Here is a 16,140-nt window from a genome sequence, read left to right as displayed (position 1 = left end):
TGTAGAGTGCCCTCTTCATGCTTAAAAATCCACCACTGCTTCAACGATCAGGGTGCTTTTCCTGAACAGGAATGACCATCAGAAGACAAACGGCAAAGCAGTTCCTCATACCCCGTGATGGGCACCGCGGGGGGCAGGGCCGGCGGCATCAAGGGCCAGCGATTCTTCATCGGTGAACACGCGGGATCGGGTCAGGAAACGGATGCCCTCGGGGATTTCCAGCGAGAAACTGGCCCCGCGCCCCGGTACAACGTCGATGATTAACTGGGTGTGTTGCCAGTATTCGAATTGCAACCAGCCGATATAAACCGGAAAGCCGCCGATATCGCCCAGCCAGACGTCCCGCTCGCCGACCTTGAACTCTCCCTGCACGTAGCACATCGGGGCCGAGCCGTCACAGCAACCGCCGGACTGGTGGAACATCAGCGGGCCGTGCTTGTCGCTCAGCGTCTTGATCCATTCCAGCGCCAGCGGGGTGGCGAGAACGCGCGGGGGTGGCGTGAAAGAGGCCGTGTCAGTGGTGCTCATGAAAGACTCCTGTAGAGAAAAAAAGGCGGGCACCACAGATGCCCGCCCCAGTCTTTTGAGAGAATAGCCCCGATGAGGCTGGCAAACAGGAGGCATGCGTGACCCCTGTCTGCTGTAACACGCCAGAGCAGTGACGCAGCGATCGGGCGCAAAACCGGTGCCCACGTTTGCGCTTACTGCTCTGCCCATCAACACCACGTTTCGGGCTGTACCCCCTGATTGCCGTCGGGAAACGGCAACCGCACCGCCTGAAAGACCCGTGATGGTCCTGAAATCCATTCGATCCGGGAAGGGATCAGGGCTGGATCACACCCTGTCGGCACCCATTGTACCATCTGTGGGGGAGGGCTGGCGGGCCATCCCCCACGGCAGCTCCGGCTTTAGAAGAACCCGAGGGCCTTGGCGCTGTAGCTGACCAGCAGGTTCTTGGTCTGCTGATAGTGGTCGAGCATCATCTTGTGGGTTTCGCGGCCGATACCCGACTGCTTGTACCCGCCAAAGGCGGCGTGGGCCGGGTACAGGTGATAGCAGTTGGTCCACACGCGACCGGCCTGAATTTCGCGGCCCATGCGGTAGGCGACGTTGCCGTTGCGCGACCACACCCCGGCACCCAGACCGAACGCGCTGTCATTGGCGATGTGCAGGGCTTCTTCCATCGACGAGAACTTGGTCACCGACACCACCGGGCCAAAGATTTCTTCCTGGAAGATGCGCATCGAGTTGCTGCCGACGAAGATGGTCGGTTCGACATAGAACCCGCCGTCCAGCTCGCCACCCAGCTTGGCCTGCTTGCCACCGGTCATCAGCTGGGCGCCTTCGCGCTGGCCGATGTCGATGTAGGACATGATCTTTTCCAGCTGGTCGACGCTGGCCTGCGCCCCGATCATGGTCGACGGATCGAGCGGGTTGCCCTGCTTGATCGCCTTCACGCGGGTCACGGCGCGGTCCATGAACTCGTCGAAAATCTTTTCGTGCACCAGAACACGCGACGGGCAGGTGCAGACTTCACCCTGATTGAGGGCGAACAGGGCAAAGCCTTCCATCGCCTTGTCGGCAAAGTCGTCGTCGGCGTCGAAAATGTCGGGGAAGAAGATGTTCGGCGACTTGCCACCCAGTTCCAGCGTCACCGGAATGATGTTTTCCGAGGCGTACTGCATGATCAGGCGACCGGTGGAGGTTTCCCCGGTGAAGGCGATCTTGGCAATCCGGTTCGACGAGGCCAGCGGCTTGCCCGCTTCGATGCCAAAGCCGTTGACGATGTTCAGCACGCCCGGCGGCAGCAGGTCACCGACCAGCTCGGCCAGCACCAGCAGCGACCACGGGGTCTGCTCGGCGGGCTTCATCACCACGCAGTTGCCGGCGGCAAGGGCCGGAGCCAGCTTCCAGGCGGCCATCAGGATCGGGAAGTTCCACGGGATGATCTGACCGACCACGCCCAGCGGCTCGTGGAAATGATAGGCAACGGTGTCGTCGTCGATTTCGGCCAGCGAGCCTTCCTGAGCGCGGACGCAGGAGGCAAAGTAGCGGAAGTGGTCGATCGCCAGCGGAATGTCGGCGGCCATCGTTTCGCGGATCGGCTTGCCGTTATCGAGCGTCTCGACCATCGCGATGGTTTCGAGGTTGGCTTCCAGACGGTCAGCGATCTTCAGCAGGATGTTGGCGCGGGCCGCGACCGGGGTCTTGCCCCAGGCGATCTTGGCAGCGTGGGCGGCGTCCAGCGCCTTTTCGATGTCTTCGGAGGTCGAACGCGGAATTTCGCAGATCGGCTGGCCGTTCACCGGGCTGATGTTGGTGAAGTACTGGCCCTTCACCGGGTCAACCCATTCGCCGCCAATGAAGTTTCCATAGCGCGGGCGCAGCGTAATGGCGGCCTTAATCTTTTCCAGAGCCTGATTCAGCATGACGTTCGTCCCTGTTTTCGGTTGGTTGTATACGCGGTTGGGTTGGGGATCGGGTCAGCAGTGCGCCTCGCCCCTTGAAATGTCCCGAGCATCATTGCGCTGGCAGGCGGCGGGCGAAATTCGACTTTGGTTGAATGAGGAGGACGGCAGGCCGCCTATAAGCAGCAATCAGGGAGCAACATCATAAAACGGCTGCGGCCGGGCGGTGGGAACCAGCGGGTACAGCTCCAGTTCCCAGCCCGGAATGCCGTCGCGGTACCAGTAAACCTGCTGATAGCCCAGCGACAGCGCGCGGCGTCCGGCGTTCCAGCTCATCCAGCAATCGGGGCGGCAAAAGAACACCAGCGGTGCGTCACGGCGACCCTCGCTCAGACGGGCCAGTTCGGCGGCAAACCAGCGTTCAATGGCCGGGGAGGGCTGTTGCTCCCCGACGTTGGGCAGCCAGACACTGCCCGCAATCGACGGGTGGTCGGCCTTCACAATCCACTGGTCGGTCTGCTCGCCATAACTGCCCAGCGTCAGGGGCGAGGCATCAATCAGCACCGCGCCTTGTTCCTGCAAGGCCAGTGCCTGCGCGGCGGTGATGGTGGTGGCGCCGGGCAGGTGGTCGGGGGTGGCGGCCAGATAGGGCGGTGCGCGGTAGCCGTCAGGGATGTCAACCGCTCTGCCGGAGCTGACCGGCAGCAGGATCAGGACCGTAAGGACAGACAGCAACAGACGGAGCATGGCGGGGGAGTCCCTTGCTGCAAGGGGAAAAACACAGTTTAGGACAGGCCGGGCGAACCGCCATCCCTCGAAAGTCGAATGGTTGCCCTCTCCATGGCTGGCGTAGGGTGGACGGCAGAAAAAAGTAAGGGGGGAAGAGCCATGATCACCCGTCGCACCGTGATACAGGCGGCGCTGGCCGCACCGCTGGTGCTGCGTCCTGGCCGGGCTGCGGCGGCCCCGCCGCCGGTGCTGCGGTTGGGGCTGTTGGCCACCGGCACTGCGTCGTGGGAAGTGGACAGCCTGCCCGACCGCACCGATCCGGGCGCGCTGGGGGTGCGGCTGGAGGTGATGCCGCTGGCCAGCCCGCAGGCCGGAAAGATTGCCCTGCTGGGCGGGGCGGTCGATGCCATCGTGTCCGACTGGCTGTGGGCGGCGCGCAGCCATGCCGAGGAACAGCCCCTGCACTTTCTGCCCTATTCATCGGCACTGGGGGCGCTGGTGGTGCGCTCCGAGGCTCCGATTGCCTCGCTGGCCGATCTGGCTGGCAAGCGAATCGGCGTGGCGGGCGGGGCGCTGGACAAAAGCTGGCTGGTGGTCAACGCGCTGGCAAAGCAACAGGGCATTGCGCTCGACAGCGCGGCGACGGTGGTGTTTGCCGCTCCGCCGCTGTTGTCGGCGCAGATGGCCGATGGTGCGCTGGATGCGGTGCTGACCTTCTGGCCCTACGTGGTGCGCTTGCAGGCGCAGGGGTTCCGGGTGCTGGCCTCGGTGGAGCAGTGCGCCCAAACCCTGAGCGGGCAAGCGGTGACGCCATCGTGGCTGGGCTATGTGGTGCGGCAGGACTGGAGCCGCCCGAACGCATCGGCCCTGCGGCAGTTCTACGAGGCGCTGCTGACCGCCCGCCGCCGCTTGCGTGATGATGATGCGGCGTGGCTGGGGTTGGAACAACAGATGGCCGCCGAAAGCCCGGCGGTGGCGATTGGCCTGCGGCAAGGCTGGCGGGCCGGGATTCCGGCTCCGTGGGGCGAGGCGCAGCAGCAGGCGTGCAGCCAGCAGTTTGCCCTGCTGCGCGCGCTGGGCGGCGAGGCGGTGACCGGCGCGGTGAGCGCGCTGGACCCGGCGATGTTTGCCCCGCTGACCCTTGATGGCAACAGCATGGCGCACTGGCATGCTTAACCGGAGTTTGCCGGGGATACTGGCGGCGGTGTTGGCGCTGGCCCTGTGGGCCGGAGCTGCCGGGCACTGGCCGCAGGCCCATCTGCCGACGCCGCTGGCGGTGCTGGCGGCACTGGAAAAAGCGGCGGCCAGCGGCGAGCTGTGGCGGCATCTGGCGGCAACGTTGGGGCGGGTGGTGGTCAGTTTCGTGCTGGCGATGTCGCTGGGAACGGCGGTCGGCTGCCTGCTGGGGAGGTCGCCGCTGATCAACCGGCTGTTTGGCGGCTGGTTGCTGGTGCTGCTCAATCTGCCGGCACTGGTGGTGATCATCCTCGCCTACATCTGGTTCGGCCTGACCGAAGCCGCCGCCGTCTTTGCGGTGGCGCTGAACAAGCTGCCGCATGTGGCGGTAACGGTGCGCGAAGGCAGCCGGGCGCTCGATCCGGCGCTGGAGGAGATGGCGATTGTCTTTCAGTGGAGCCGCTGGCGGCGGCTGCGCCATATCCTGCTGCCGCATCTGGTGCCCTATCTGTTTGCGGCGGCGCGGTCAGGGTTGGCGCTGATCTGGAAAATCGTGCTGGTGGTGGAAATGCTCGGTCGCTCCAACGGAGTCGGCTTTCAGATTCACCTGCTGTTTCAGGTGTTCGATGTGGCGGGCATTCTGGCCTACTCGCTGGCGTTCATCGCGGTGATTCAGGCGGTGGAATGGGGTGTCCTGCGGCGATGGGAGGCACGCTGTGTGCGGTGGCGGGGTTGATCTGACGATCGAGCGCAAGCAGTTCGGTGACCGGCTGATTCTGCAACGCTTTGCCCTTTGTGTGCGGGCGGGCGAAGCGGTGGCGCTGACCGGACCGTCGGGGCGCGGGAAGTCAACAGTGCTGCGCATTGTCGCCGGGCTGGACAGGGACTTTCATGGTCAGCGGCAGCTTGATCAGGCTGTGCGAGTCACAATGGTGTTTCAGGAACCCCGCCTGTTGCCGTGGCGAACGGCGCGGCAATCGCTGCTGTTGTGCCAGCCTCCCGGCGGAGCAGAGGCGGTGGCGGCGATGTTGCAGGCGGTCGGGCTGGCGGGGGCGGAAGACCTCTATCCGGCGCAGATGTCGCTGGGGATGCAGCGCCGGGCGGCGCTGGCGCGGGCGCTGGTGATGCAGCCCGACCTGCTGATTCTCGACGAAGCCTTTGCCTCGCTGGATCAAACCACCGCCGAGGCGATGCGGGCGTTGCTGCGCAGCGAACGCCAGCGCCGCCCGTTTACCCTGCTGATGGCCACCCACAGCCCGGATGATCTGGCGCTGGTTGATCGGGTGGTGGCGCTGTAAAAATTATCCCCCCTTGCGCTTCATCAGTCCCCGGCGCGGATCATAGCCGCGCACCGCCAGCGCCAGCAGGACCAGCGCCACCGCCGTCACCATCCCGAGGTCGGGCCATGACACCTGCCCATAAAGCGCATGGCGGATCAGCTCGACGCCGTGGCCGAACGGGTTGATCTCGCAAATCCAGTACAGCGTTTCAGAGCTTTCCCGCATCTTGTACAGCGGATAGAGCGCCGGGGAGCAGAAGAACAGCGGGAACACCACAAAGTTCATCACCCCGGCAAAGTTTTCCAGTTGGCGGATGGTCGATGACAGCACCAGCCCCAGCGCCCCCAGCATGATGCCGTTCAGGATCAGCGCGGGCAGCACGGTCAGCCAGCCCGGCCCCGGCAGTTCGATGCCGAACAGGGTGGCGATCAGCAAAAAGGCCCAGCATTGCAGCAGCGACACCGCCACCCCGGCCACCAGTTTGCAGACCAGCAACCACCAGCGCGGCAACGGGCTGGTCAGCAACAGCCGCATCGAGCCCATTTCGCGGTCATAGACCATCGACAGCGAGCTTTGCATGCCGTTGAACAACTGGATCATCCCCAGCAGGCCGGGAACGATGTACACCTCGTAGGGGATATAGGTCTGGTAGGGCGGCACAATCGCCACCCCCAGCGCGGCGCGGAAGCCAGCGGCAAACACCAGCAGCCAGATCAGCGGGCGCACCAGCGCGCCGAGAAACCGTTCCCGCTGGTGCAGAAAGCGCAGGATTTCACGGCCAACGATGCCGCGCAGGGCCAACAGCCAGGGCATCAGCACGCCTCCTGTGCCGGGGGGGACTCGGGGGTGAAGTGGCGAAAGGCGTCGGCCAGGCTGTCGCTGTGGGCGGCGGCCAGCACCACCGGCACGTCACCTGCGGCGCGAATCCGGCCCCGGTGCAGGATCACCACCCGGTCGCTGATTGGGTCCACTTCGTCAATCAGATGGGTGGCCCACAGCACTGCCATGCCGGTGGTGGCGCACAGTTGGTGAATGTGATCGACCAGCAGGCGACGGGTGGGGGGATCAAGGCCGACGGTTGGTTCGTCGAGAATCAATACTGCCGGACGATGCAGCAGGGCGCGGGCGATTTCCACCCGCCGCCGATGGCCGCCATTCAGGGCGCGAACCTTTTCGTTGCGCCGTTCCCACAGGCCGAGGCGGGTCAGTTCTTCTTCGGCCCGCTGCTCGGCCTGCCGGGGCGGCAGACCGTGCAGGCGCGAGAAGTAGCGCAGGTTCTGCGCCACCGTCAGATCAAGATCAAGGGTGGCATCCTGAAACACCACCCCCAGCGCGGCAAGGGCCGCGCGCGGTTGCCGTTCCAGATCGTGCCCGGCAATGCGAATCTGCCCCTGTCGGCTGATCAGCAGGCGGGTGAGCAGGGAAAACAGGGTGCTTTTGCCCGCCCCGTTTGGCCCCAGCAGGGCGGTGAACCGTCCGGCCTCGGCGCTCAGGCTGACCTCATCCAGCGCCACCCGCTCGCCATAGCGAAAGGACAGCCCGGTCACCGCCAGCGGGGCAGAATCGTTGCTGCCATCAGGGGACAATCGCCACCCCCCACGGATAGCGGCCAACCTTCACCGACTTCACCACCGTCATGTCCTCCAGATTGACCACCGACACGTCACCGGAAACGCCATTGCTGGTGAACAGGCGCTTGCCATCGGGGCTGATGTCCATGTGCCATACCCGCCGCCCGACCAGCAGCATGGTTTTGACCTCGTAGGTGTGGGCATCGACCACCGCCACATGGTTGGCCGGGCCGAGGGCGATGAAGGCCAGCACATTGTCGGGCGTAAAGCGGATGCCGACCGGCTGAATCTGGTCTTTCTTCACTCCCTTGATGCTGAAGGTCAACGTCTTGACCGGCTGGCGGGTGGCGACATCCAGCACCGTCACCGTGCCGCCCAGTTCCGACGACACCCACAACTGTTTCCCGTCATGGGTAAACTCGGCATGGCGCGGACGCTGGCCGACCAGCGTGTTGTCAACCACCGCCCCTTTGGCGGTGTCGATCCAGTGCACCATGTTGGTGGTTTCCGAGGTGTTGACCGCCCATTTGCCGTCGGGGCTGACCGCCATGCCTTCGGGTTCAACGCCGACATCATACTGCGCCGTTACCTTGCGGGTTTCGGTATCGACCACGGTGACGGCGGCGTTGTCTTCGTTCGAGATGTACAGGTGGCGGTCATCGGGCGACAGGGCGAACTGTTCCGGGTCATCGCCAGAGGGCAGGTTGTAGAGAATCTTGCCGGTGGCGATATCCAGCACCTGCACGGTGTCACTGTCCGAGGCGCAGATGTACAGCTTGTCGTGTTTGGCCGACAGGGTGATCCCACGCGGACGGCGACCGACCTTGATGGTCTGGGTGACCTCCAGCGTGGTGCCGTCGATCACCGACAGGGTGTTGTCCTTTTCGTTCGACACATAGACGGTATAGGCCTCGGCGGGGGCAATCAGCAGGTACGGCAGGCTGACGGCACACAACAACGCGGTGCGGAAGGATGTCATGGTGGTGGGGTCTCCCTGATGGTTTTTTGTGGCTTATTTTTGCGGACAAGTGCTTTCCGGGCGGTCCAGCCCGAGGGTGTCCAGCTCGTTGGTCGGGTGTAAAAAGCCGTCCTGCGGCGAAACGGTCACCAGTGCCCGCGCCCAGCCGACCAGAATGGGCTGGCGCAACTGGCCGTTCCACGGGCGGAAGCTGAGCGGCACGCCCTTGAATCCGGCGACGGTGAAATCAGGCTCGTGCAGGGTGGTAGCAATTATTGCCGGATCGAGGGTCTTTTTGCGCACGCTGGCTTCCCCAACTGCCCGCACCGCCACCCAGGCGGCCCAGTCGCGCGAGCCCATCGGGCGGTGGGCGAGGTCCTGAAAGCGGTTTTGCAGTTGCCCCGATCCCCAGGTTTCCATCAGCCAGTGCCACGCCATCGGGGTCAGTCCCTGCGTTCCGGCCACCGGGCGCGGCAAATCGGTGTTGAACAGCAGGTAATCACCAAAGTCCCCCGCCTCGTCCGACACCACCACCACGTCGTAGTCCTTGCTGCGGGTAAAGGCGATCAGTTCGGTTTGCGCAGTCCGGCGCAGGTCGGCGTCGCCGGTCCACCGCTTTTCTTCGACGATTTTGGCCCCAAAGCGCTGGGCGGACCGCTTGATGGCGGCGGCAAACAGGGCGTCTTGCGGGGTCGGGCCGGTGACCAGCAGCCAGCGGGTCCATTTCTTGACGATCATGCTTTGCGCCAGCCCGTCGGCGAGCATGAACCGGCTGGGCAGGGTGTGCAACAGATTGGGACGGCAGGCCGGACCGCGCAGGCGGTCATCGGCGGCAAAGGCGTTGAAAAAGGTCATCTTTGCCGCTTCGGGGGCGGCAAGGGCCTTGTCGAGCGCCTCGCCGGTCAGGCCGGTCACCACCAGCGACACTCCCCGGGCGGCCAGTTGGCGCACGCCGTCAGCCGGGTCGGCGTCGACCGGCAGGGAGACCTCCTCCAGCTGATAGGACAGCTTGAGGAACTTGCCGGTGGTGTTGGTGTCGTTGACCCCCAGCCTGGCACCGCTCAGCCCTTCGTCATCAGGCGGTGGTGGCAGGTTGGCCAGCAGCGGCGGCTGTTCCACCGCCTGCCCCAGCCAGCCGATTTTCAACGCCTCTTCCGCCTGCGCCATCGGGGGCGTGCTCAGGCTCCAGACCAGCAACAGGAATAAAAACAGACCCCTCATCCGTCGCCTCTCTCTCCGGTCATGCTGCGACCTCTGAGGGGTCGCTTGTGGGGGAATGGTAAAAGCCCCCCGGATTCCCCTCCATGCGACCAAGGTCGAATGGAAGGCGATGCTGCCTTTGCTCACAACAGAGACAGAACAGGCCGCCAGCAAACGAACCGGCCATATCTCCGAACATTCTGTGGATGGGAACGTACTGCGATGACTCATACCCTCACCGCGCCTTTGCGCCGCCTGTTGTCCCTGTCGGCTGTGGCCGGGGTGCTCGCCCTTGGGGCCGCGTCGCTGTTCAACACTCCGGCCAGTGCCCACGGCGATGTGACGCCGCAGCCGGTGGACATTTCCGGCCTGCCGAAGCTGGGCGAAGAGTGGGAGTCGGAAAACCCCTATCGCGGCAACAAGCGGGCGCTGGAAGTCGGGGCCTCGGGCTATAACCAGAACTGCGCCCGCTGCCACGGTCTGGAAGTGATCTCGGGTGGTATTGCCCCTGACCTGCGCAAGCTGGACCTTGGCGATGAAGGCGATAGCTGGTTCATCATGCGCATGCAGTCGGGAGCGGTGCGCAACGGCATCACCTACATGCCGGTGTTCGATGGCGTGTTGCCGCGCGAAGCCCTGTGGTCGATCCGCACCTACATCGAGTCCAAGCATGTGGATTAAGCGCGTCCTGACGGGCGCTGTCCTCTGCTTCGGTGTTGCTCTGGCCGGGGCCGCGCAGGCGGCTCCGCTGGATACGGTGCGCGAGCGCGGTACGTTGACCATTGGCGTTTATCGTGACTTCCCGCCGTTTTCCAGCGTGGAAAAGGGTCAGGTGGTGGGGGTGGATGTCGATATCGGGCGTGAAATCGCCCACCGCATGACGCTGACCCCCAGTATCCTTGAAATCACCGCCGACGAAGACGTCGATGATGATTTACGCAACGGCGTGTGGCGGGGGCCGGTGACCGGCGGGGTGGTGGCCGACGTGATGATGCACATCCCCTATGACCTGAATCTGGGGGCACGCAACGACATGGCGGTGCTGTTTTCGCCCTATTATCAGGAAACCCTTGCCGTTGCCCGCGCCCGGCCCACCCTGAGCGTGGTCGAACTGAGCGAGGAGCGGGTGGGGGTCGAGCTGGACAGCCTGTCTGACCTGTACCTGTCCGGGGCCTTTGGCGGTTCGATGCGCGACAGCACCCACCGCTATCTGACCTATGCCGACGCCGCCCGTGCCATCGGCAGCGGCGACGTTACCGCCCTGATGGGGCCGCGCTCGCAGATCGAAGACGCCCTGCGCCACCTGACGCCGGAGCAGCGGCAAAAAATGGTGCTCAGCATCCCCGGCACCCCGGGACTGTCGATGCAGTCGTGGCCGTTGGGGATGGCGGTGAAGGTTGATTCCCGTGATCTGGCCTATGCCGTTGGCGATGTGGTGGCGGCGATGGTGGCCGATGGCACCATGACGGCGATTTTTCAAAAGCACGGTCTGACCTATCAAAAGGTGAACGAGTAATCAGAACTCGGGAGAGCAGCCATGGGGGAAAAGAACGTCTGCTGTAACAGCCTGTCCCGGTCCTTGCCGGGATGGGCTGTGGCTGTTTCGGTGGTCTGGGGAGTGGCAAGCGCCCATGCCGGGCAGGCCGACCCGCTGGCCTCGGTGATGTGGGACAGCGTGCATCAGGAAGTGCTGGCCGGGCAGCCGGTGGTGTTTGACCCGGCGGTGCGGGTGATCACGGCGGCGCGGGTGGAAAACACCATGCAGGTACCGATTGAGGTCGAGGTCGATGACAGCGTCGGGCCGGTCAGCGAAATCGTGGTGTTTGCCGACCACAACCCGATTCCGCGCATCCTGACCTATCGCCCGCTGTCGGCCCGCCCGCGCATTGGCCTGTCGTTCAAGGTGCAGGAGGCCACCCCGATCCGGGCCGCCGCCCGCACGGCGGATGGGGTGTGGCATGTCGGCGGCCAGTGGGCCGATGCGGCGGGTGGCGGTTGTACCACCCCCAGCGCCGGACAACGCAGCCGGGCATGGGAAAGCCATCTCAACGAGGCGACCTATCACCGCTGGCCGCGCGCCGATGGCAGCGAACGGTTACAGGTGTCGCTGATCCATCCGATGGACACCGGACTGGCTCCAGGCATTCCGGCCTTTTACCTGACCCGGCTGGTGCTGCGCGATCAGGACGGCACGCCGCTGGCCGAGCTGTTGCCCGCCGAGCCAGTGGCGGAAAACCCGCTGTTCGCCCTCGACCTGCGCCCGGCCCAGCCGGGGAAAACCGTCTGGCGGCTGGAGGGGGGCGACAGTGACGGCAATCTGGTGGCGGCGAGTCTGCCACCGTCACCACAGGAGGGCGGCCAATGAACTGGCGCGCAGCATGGGCGGGGCTGGCACTGCTGGCGATGACGGTCGGCAGGGCTCACGCCGAGCCTCCCGATCCGGTCCGCCGCGACTATCACCTGACGGCACGGCAGATTGCCGATGGCTCCTATGTGGTCGAAGGCTCTACCGAAGACTTCAGCCGCAACAATGGTGGTCTGATGGTCAACAGCGCCTTTATCGTCACCGATGAGGGAGTGATCGTCCTCGACACCGGCCCGTCGCGGCTGTTTGGCGAACAGTTCCATGCCCTGATCGACCGCACCAGCGGCGGCAAGCCGATTGTGCAGGTGATCAACAGCCACCTGCACCCCGACCATTTCCTCGGCAATCAGGCCTTTGCCCCCGAGACGCTGACCGCCACCGCCGAGACCATCGCCGGGATTTCGGCTGCCGGGGAAGACTTCACCACCAACATGTATCGCCTGCTCGGCAACTGGATGCTCGATACCGAACCGGTGGTGCCAAAGACGGTATTGCAGGCCCATACGGCGGTGGTTGGCGGTCATCGTCTGCACTATCTGACGCTGGCCGGGCACAGTGACAGCGATGTGGCGCTGTTCGATGAAACCACCGGCGTGTTGTATGCCGCCGATCTGGTGTTCCACGACCGCACGCCGACCACCCCCCACGCCGACATCGCCCCCTGGCTGGCGGCGCTGGAGGCGCTGGAGGCGCTGAAGTTCAAGGTGGTGGTGCCGGGGCACGGGCCGGTGGCGCAGGATGCCGGGCCGTTGCACCAGACCGCCGACTGGCTGCGCTGGCTGGATGGAACGCTGCGGCAGGCGGCCCGGCAGGGATTGTCCGAGGCCGAGGTGTTTCGTCTGCCGATCCCCGAGCGGTTTGCCGCTCTCAGCCTGACGCGGGCCGAGTTTGAACGGTCGGTGGTGCACCTCTATCCGGCGCTGTTGCGGGGGCAGTTACAGCCATCTGCTACCAAGGTCGAATAGGCACAGGGCGCGCAGGCTTGTTAGCCTTTGAGGGTGAACACAGAGCCAGCCGCCAAAACAGGGCTGGGCATCAGCAAGGAGGACTCTATGCGTACCTGGAAGACCCCGCGTGTTGTCGAGATCTCGGTGGGAATGGAAATCAACGGCTATATGTGCGCAACCGCCTGATACGCCAGCCGACCATTCCTGCGAAAAAGGGGCGCTCCCGTGCGTTGTCCCCGACCGGGGGCGTCTTTTTTTCTGCCTGTTGATCACAGTCCCACAAGTGTTGTTGCGAATGGGTTCATTCGCCCGCACTCCGACAGGAGAGGGAGCGATGGTGCACGTTATCGTGCTGGGAGCAGCGGCCGGTGGTGGCTTTCCGCAGTGGAACTGCGCCTGTGACCAGTGTCAGAGCGCCTTTCACAGCGCCCGTTCGTTTACCCAGTCGTCTCTGGCGGTCAGTGCCGATGGCGAACACTGGTTCCTGCTGAACGCCAGTCCCGACCTGCGACAGCAAATCCTCAACACCCCGGCGCTGCATCCGCAGCCACAGGCGGGCAAGCGGCACAGTCCGGTGGTTGGTGCGGTGCTGACCAATGCCGACGTGGACCACGTGACCGGCCTGTTGACCCTGCGCGAAAGTCATCCGCTGGCGATTTACGCCAGTCAGCGCGTGTTGGGGGTGTTACACGCCAATTCGATTTTCAATGTGCTCAATCCCCAGTACGTGCAGCGGTGTCCGCTGGCGCTGGACCAGCCGGTGACGCTGTGTCTGCCCGATGGCCGCCCGGCCGGGCTGACGGTCGAGGCATTCTGTGTGCCGGGCAAGATCGCCCTGTGGCTGGAAGACCCGACCGCCGCCAACTATGGCAGCGTGCCGGAAGACACCATTGCCCTGAAGGTCAGCGATGCCGACGGCAACAGCTTTTTCTACATTCCCGGCTGTGCGTCGCTGCCGCCCGAACTGGCCGACCGTCTGCGCGGGGCCGAGCTGGTGTTCTTTGACGGCACCACCTATACCGACGACGAAATGATCGCCCACGGTCTGGGCAGCAAGACCGCCGCCCGCATGGGGCACATGGCGATGAGCGGGCCGGAGGGGTCGCTGGCGGCCTTTGCCGATTTGCAGGTGGCCCGCAAAATCTACATTCACATCAACAATTCCAACCCGGTGTGGACCCCCGGCAGCGCGGCACGCTGTGCGGTGGAAAGTGCCGGGTGGCAGGTGGCCCATGACGGGCTGGAGGTAAGGGTATGACTCACATGATGCCGCTGATGACCCGTCCCCGCCCGCGTGACGCCGACCCGATGTCTCCCGCCGAACTGGAAGCCGCCCTGCGGGCGATTGGCGCGCAGCGATACCACAACCTGCACCCGTTCCACAAAATGCTGCACAGTGGCCAGTGCTCGCTGGATCAGGTGCGGGCGTGGGCGCTCAATCGCTATTGCTATCAGGCCTGTATCCCGCGCAAGGACGGGGCGGTGCTGGCCAAAATCGAAGACCGCGAGGTGCGGCGGGCGTGGATGCAGCGCATTCTGGACCATGACGGCCATCTGGACGATCAGGGCGGCATCGAACGCTGGCTGGTACTGACTGACAGTCTGGGCTTTGACCGCGATTACGTCACCAGCCAGCAGGGCGCTTTGCCCGCCACCCGCTTTGCTGTCGAAGCCTATGTGCGCTTCGTGTGGGACAACCCCGGCCTGACCGCCATCGCCTCATGCCTGACCGAACTGTTCGCGCCGAAAATTCACGCCGAGCGCATTGCAGGCATGCTGGAGCATTACGATTTCACCAATGACACGGTGATGGCCTATTTCCAGAAGCGGCTGACGCAGGCACCGCGGGACTGTGATTTTGCGCTGGACTACGTGCTGAAAAACGCCCGTACCGTGGACGAACAGAACGGGGTGCTCAATGCCCTGACCTTCAAGTGCAACGTGCTGTGGTCGCAACTCGATGCCTTGTATGCCGCCTATGTCGCGCCGGGGATGGTCCCGCCGGGGGCATGGGTGCCGGGGGAAGGGGAGACGCGATAATGGCTCGGTCTGCTGTCAGTGATACCAGCCAGCCGCGACTGGCTGACCATGTGAAGCTGCGCTTTGATGCCATCCGCAAACGCTGGGTGGTGATGGCACCGGAACGGATGCTTCTGCCCGACGAGGTGGCGGTCGATGTGCTGAAATGCTGTGACGGTGCCACGCCGCTGGCAACGATCATTGACCGGCTGGCCACGGATTATCAGGCGCCGGTCGAGGTGGTCGGCCCGGATGTGGTTGCATTGTTGCAGGATTTGTGCGAGCGGGGGTTTGTCACCACATGAATGCTGTTCCGGGTTCCCCGCCAGTCGAGGCCGCTGCCGTTGCGATTGAACCGCCGCTGGCGATGCTGTGCGAGCTGACGCACCGCTGCCCGTTGCGCTGCTCCTATTGCTCCAACCCGGTGGCGCTGGAAGGGGCCTCGCACGAGCTGTCCACCGCCGAGTGGCAGGACCTGCTGAGTCAGGCAGCCCGGCTGGGAGTGCTGCAGGTGCATTTTTCCGGTGGCGAACCAACCGCCCGCCGGGATCTGCCGGTGCTGGTCCGCCATGCGGTGGAACAGGGGCTGTATACCAACCTGATCACCTCTGGCGTGCTGGTCGATCAGGCGATGGCCGACAGGCTGGCCGAGGCCGGGCTGGAACATGCCCAGATCGGGTTTCCCGACATCACCGAAGAGGGCAGCACCCTGATCACCGCCTTCAAGGGCGGGCTGGCGCGCAAGTATGCCGCCGCTGCCGCCCTGAAACAGGCCGGTGTGGCCCTGACGATGAACGCGGTGATCACCCGCCATAACGTTGAACGCCTGCCGCAGATGTTCGAGGTGGCGCAACAGATCGGTGCCCGCCGGATCGAGGTGGCCAATGTGCAGTATTATGGCTGGGGCCTGCTGAACCGGGCGGCGCTGATGCCCAGCCCGCAGCAACTGGCGTGGATGACCGGCGTTGTCACCGAAGCGCGCGCGCGGCTGAAGGGGCAACTGGCGATCGACTATGTGATTCCCGACTATTACGCCAAACGCCCGAAAGCCTGTCTGGGGGGCTGGGGACGCCAGTTCCTGAACGTCACCCCCAGCGGTACGATTCTGCCCTGCCACGCCGCCGAAACCCTGAAGAACCTGTCGTTTGACAGCATCCGCGACCGTTCGCTGGCAGACATCTGGCTGCATGGCAGCGCCTTTGCTGCCTATCGCGGCGATGCCTGGATGCCCAAGGGCTGCCGGTCGTGCGAGCACAAGGAAACCGACTGGGGCGGATGCCGTTGCCAAGCGCTGGCGCTGGCGGGCAAGGCCGACGCGATGGACCCGACCTGTGAACAGTCGCCGCTGCATGCCAGCGTGCGGGCGATGGCCGAGCAAGAGGCCGCCGCCAACATCAACACCATGACCTATCGGACATTCACCGACACTGCACGGTAGAGGCGGCGCGTATGATACTTTTTGGCAATGGAGCCGAAAAGTAAATCCT

At 64.5% G+C, this 16,140-nt stretch carries 19 protein-coding genes; 12 read left to right on the top strand and 7 right to left on the bottom strand.

The window, feature by feature from the left end:
* Positions 1–105: 105 nt before the first annotated feature.
* The 3 genes from BW995_RS12140 to BW995_RS20800 all read right to left on the bottom strand — a co-directional run bounded on the left by BW995_RS12140 (position 106) and on the right by BW995_RS20800 (position 3,155).
* Positions 106–528 carry a DUF779 domain-containing protein gene (locus BW995_RS12140; RefSeq protein ID WP_076400667.1) on the bottom strand — a complete coding sequence of 141 codons (423 nt, stop codon included), beginning with the start codon at positions 526–528 and terminating at the stop codon, positions 106–108.
* A 380-nt stretch (positions 529–908) separates the two neighbouring features.
* On the bottom strand, positions 909–2,429 hold the full coding sequence (gene adh / locus BW995_RS12135; protein WP_076400666.1) for an aldehyde dehydrogenase: 1,521 nt from the start codon (positions 2,427–2,429) through the stop codon (positions 909–911).
* Positions 2,430–2,597: 168 nt separating this feature from the next.
* A complete protein-coding gene (locus tag BW995_RS20800; RefSeq protein WP_084194801.1) occupies positions 2,598–3,155 on the bottom strand; it encodes a rhodanese-like domain-containing protein in 558 nt (185 codons plus the stop codon).
* Positions 3,156–3,296: 141 nt separating this feature from the next.
* On the opposite strand from BW995_RS20800, the gene BW995_RS12125 reads away from it, so the two are divergent.
* Genes BW995_RS12125 through BW995_RS12115 form a run of 3 tightly spaced genes read left to right on the top strand, consistent with a single transcriptional unit; the run spans position 3,297 to position 5,611 of the window.
* A complete protein-coding gene (locus BW995_RS12125) occupies positions 3,297–4,313 on the top strand; it encodes an ABC transporter substrate-binding protein (protein ID WP_084194800.1) in 1,017 nt (338 codons plus the stop codon).
* The gene (locus BW995_RS12120; RefSeq protein ID WP_076400664.1) at positions 4,306–5,049 is read left to right on the top strand and encodes an ABC transporter permease; all 744 of its coding nucleotides are present in this window, start codon (positions 4,306–4,308) and stop codon (positions 5,047–5,049) included. The genes BW995_RS12125 and BW995_RS12120 overlap by 8 nt, the downstream gene beginning before the upstream one ends.
* Positions 5,030–5,611, top strand: coding sequence for an ATP-binding cassette domain-containing protein (locus BW995_RS12115; RefSeq protein ID WP_076400663.1), 582 nt, complete (start codon positions 5,030–5,032; stop codon positions 5,609–5,611). The genes BW995_RS12120 and BW995_RS12115 overlap by 20 nt, the downstream gene beginning before the upstream one ends.
* Before the next feature lie 3 nt (positions 5,612–5,614).
* Here BW995_RS12115 and BW995_RS12110 read toward each other — a convergent pair whose 3' ends face one another.
* Genes BW995_RS12110 through BW995_RS12095 form a run of 4 tightly spaced genes read right to left on the bottom strand, consistent with a single transcriptional unit; the run spans position 5,615 to position 9,343 of the window.
* Entirely contained in the window at positions 5,615–6,406 is a 792-nt protein-coding gene (locus tag BW995_RS12110; protein ID WP_076400662.1) for an ABC transporter permease, read from the bottom strand.
* Positions 6,406–7,179 carry an ABC transporter ATP-binding protein gene (locus tag BW995_RS12105; RefSeq protein ID WP_076400661.1) on the bottom strand — a complete coding sequence of 258 codons (774 nt, stop codon included), beginning with the start codon at positions 7,177–7,179 and terminating at the stop codon, positions 6,406–6,408. The genes BW995_RS12110 and BW995_RS12105 overlap by 1 nt, the downstream gene beginning before the upstream one ends.
* Positions 7,169–8,143, bottom strand: a complete 975-nt coding sequence (locus BW995_RS12100) for a YVTN family beta-propeller repeat protein (RefSeq protein ID WP_076400660.1) — start codon at positions 8,141–8,143, stop codon at positions 7,169–7,171. The genes BW995_RS12105 and BW995_RS12100 overlap by 11 nt, the downstream gene beginning before the upstream one ends.
* 33 nt (positions 8,144–8,176) lie before the next feature.
* Positions 8,177–9,343, bottom strand: a complete 1,167-nt coding sequence (locus BW995_RS12095) for an ABC transporter substrate-binding protein (protein WP_076400659.1) — start codon at positions 9,341–9,343, stop codon at positions 8,177–8,179.
* 201 nt (positions 9,344–9,544) lie between these two features.
* Between BW995_RS12095 and pedF the strand changes: the two genes are divergently transcribed.
* The 9 genes from pedF (at position 9,545) to pqqE (ending at position 16,091) form a co-directional block, all read left to right on the top strand.
* Entirely contained in the window at positions 9,545–10,003 is a 459-nt protein-coding gene (gene pedF / locus BW995_RS12090) for a cytochrome c-550 PedF (RefSeq protein ID WP_076400658.1), read from the top strand.
* A complete protein-coding gene (locus BW995_RS12085; RefSeq protein ID WP_076400657.1) occupies positions 9,993–10,838 on the top strand; it encodes a substrate-binding periplasmic protein in 846 nt (281 codons plus the stop codon). Before pedF ends, BW995_RS12085 begins: the two co-directional genes overlap by 11 nt.
* A gap of 21 nt (positions 10,839–10,859) precedes the next feature.
* Complete coding sequence (locus BW995_RS12080) at positions 10,860–11,687, top strand: quinoprotein dehydrogenase-associated SoxYZ-like carrier (RefSeq protein WP_076400656.1); 828 nt, start codon at positions 10,860–10,862, stop codon at positions 11,685–11,687.
* Positions 11,684–12,652 (top strand): quinoprotein relay system zinc metallohydrolase 1, encoded by a 969-nt coding sequence (locus BW995_RS12075; protein ID WP_076400655.1) that lies wholly within the window; start codon positions 11,684–11,686, stop codon positions 12,650–12,652. Before BW995_RS12080 ends, BW995_RS12075 begins: the two co-directional genes overlap by 4 nt.
* Positions 12,653–12,739: 87 nt before the next feature.
* Positions 12,740–12,820, top strand: coding sequence for a pyrroloquinoline quinone precursor peptide PqqA (pqqA, locus tag BW995_RS21370; protein ID WP_076400654.1), 81 nt, complete (start codon positions 12,740–12,742; stop codon positions 12,818–12,820).
* Between the two features lie 148 nt (positions 12,821–12,968).
* The gene (gene pqqB, locus BW995_RS12065) at positions 12,969–13,892 is read left to right on the top strand and encodes a pyrroloquinoline quinone biosynthesis protein PqqB (protein ID WP_076400653.1); all 924 of its coding nucleotides are present in this window, start codon (positions 12,969–12,971) and stop codon (positions 13,890–13,892) included.
* On the top strand, positions 13,889–14,674 hold the full coding sequence (pqqC, locus tag BW995_RS12060; protein WP_175617062.1) for a pyrroloquinoline-quinone synthase PqqC: 786 nt from the start codon (positions 13,889–13,891) through the stop codon (positions 14,672–14,674). The genes pqqB and pqqC overlap by 4 nt, the downstream gene beginning before the upstream one ends.
* Complete coding sequence (pqqD, locus tag BW995_RS12055; protein ID WP_076400652.1) at positions 14,674–14,958, top strand: pyrroloquinoline quinone biosynthesis peptide chaperone PqqD; 285 nt, start codon at positions 14,674–14,676, stop codon at positions 14,956–14,958. Before pqqC ends, pqqD begins: the two co-directional genes overlap by 1 nt.
* A complete protein-coding gene (gene pqqE / locus BW995_RS12050; RefSeq protein ID WP_076400651.1) occupies positions 14,955–16,091 on the top strand; it encodes a pyrroloquinoline quinone biosynthesis protein PqqE in 1,137 nt (378 codons plus the stop codon). The genes pqqD and pqqE overlap by 4 nt, the downstream gene beginning before the upstream one ends.
* Positions 16,092–16,140: the final 49 nt, after the last annotated feature.

Origin of the sequence: Insolitispirillum peregrinum (assembly GCF_900156605.1) — a bacterium.
GTDB lineage: Bacteria > Pseudomonadota > Alphaproteobacteria > Rhodospirillales > Rhodospirillaceae > Insolitispirillum > Insolitispirillum peregrinum.
Note: the sequence above shows the minus strand (reverse complement) of the source record. Positions and strands in the feature narration are given on the sequence as shown.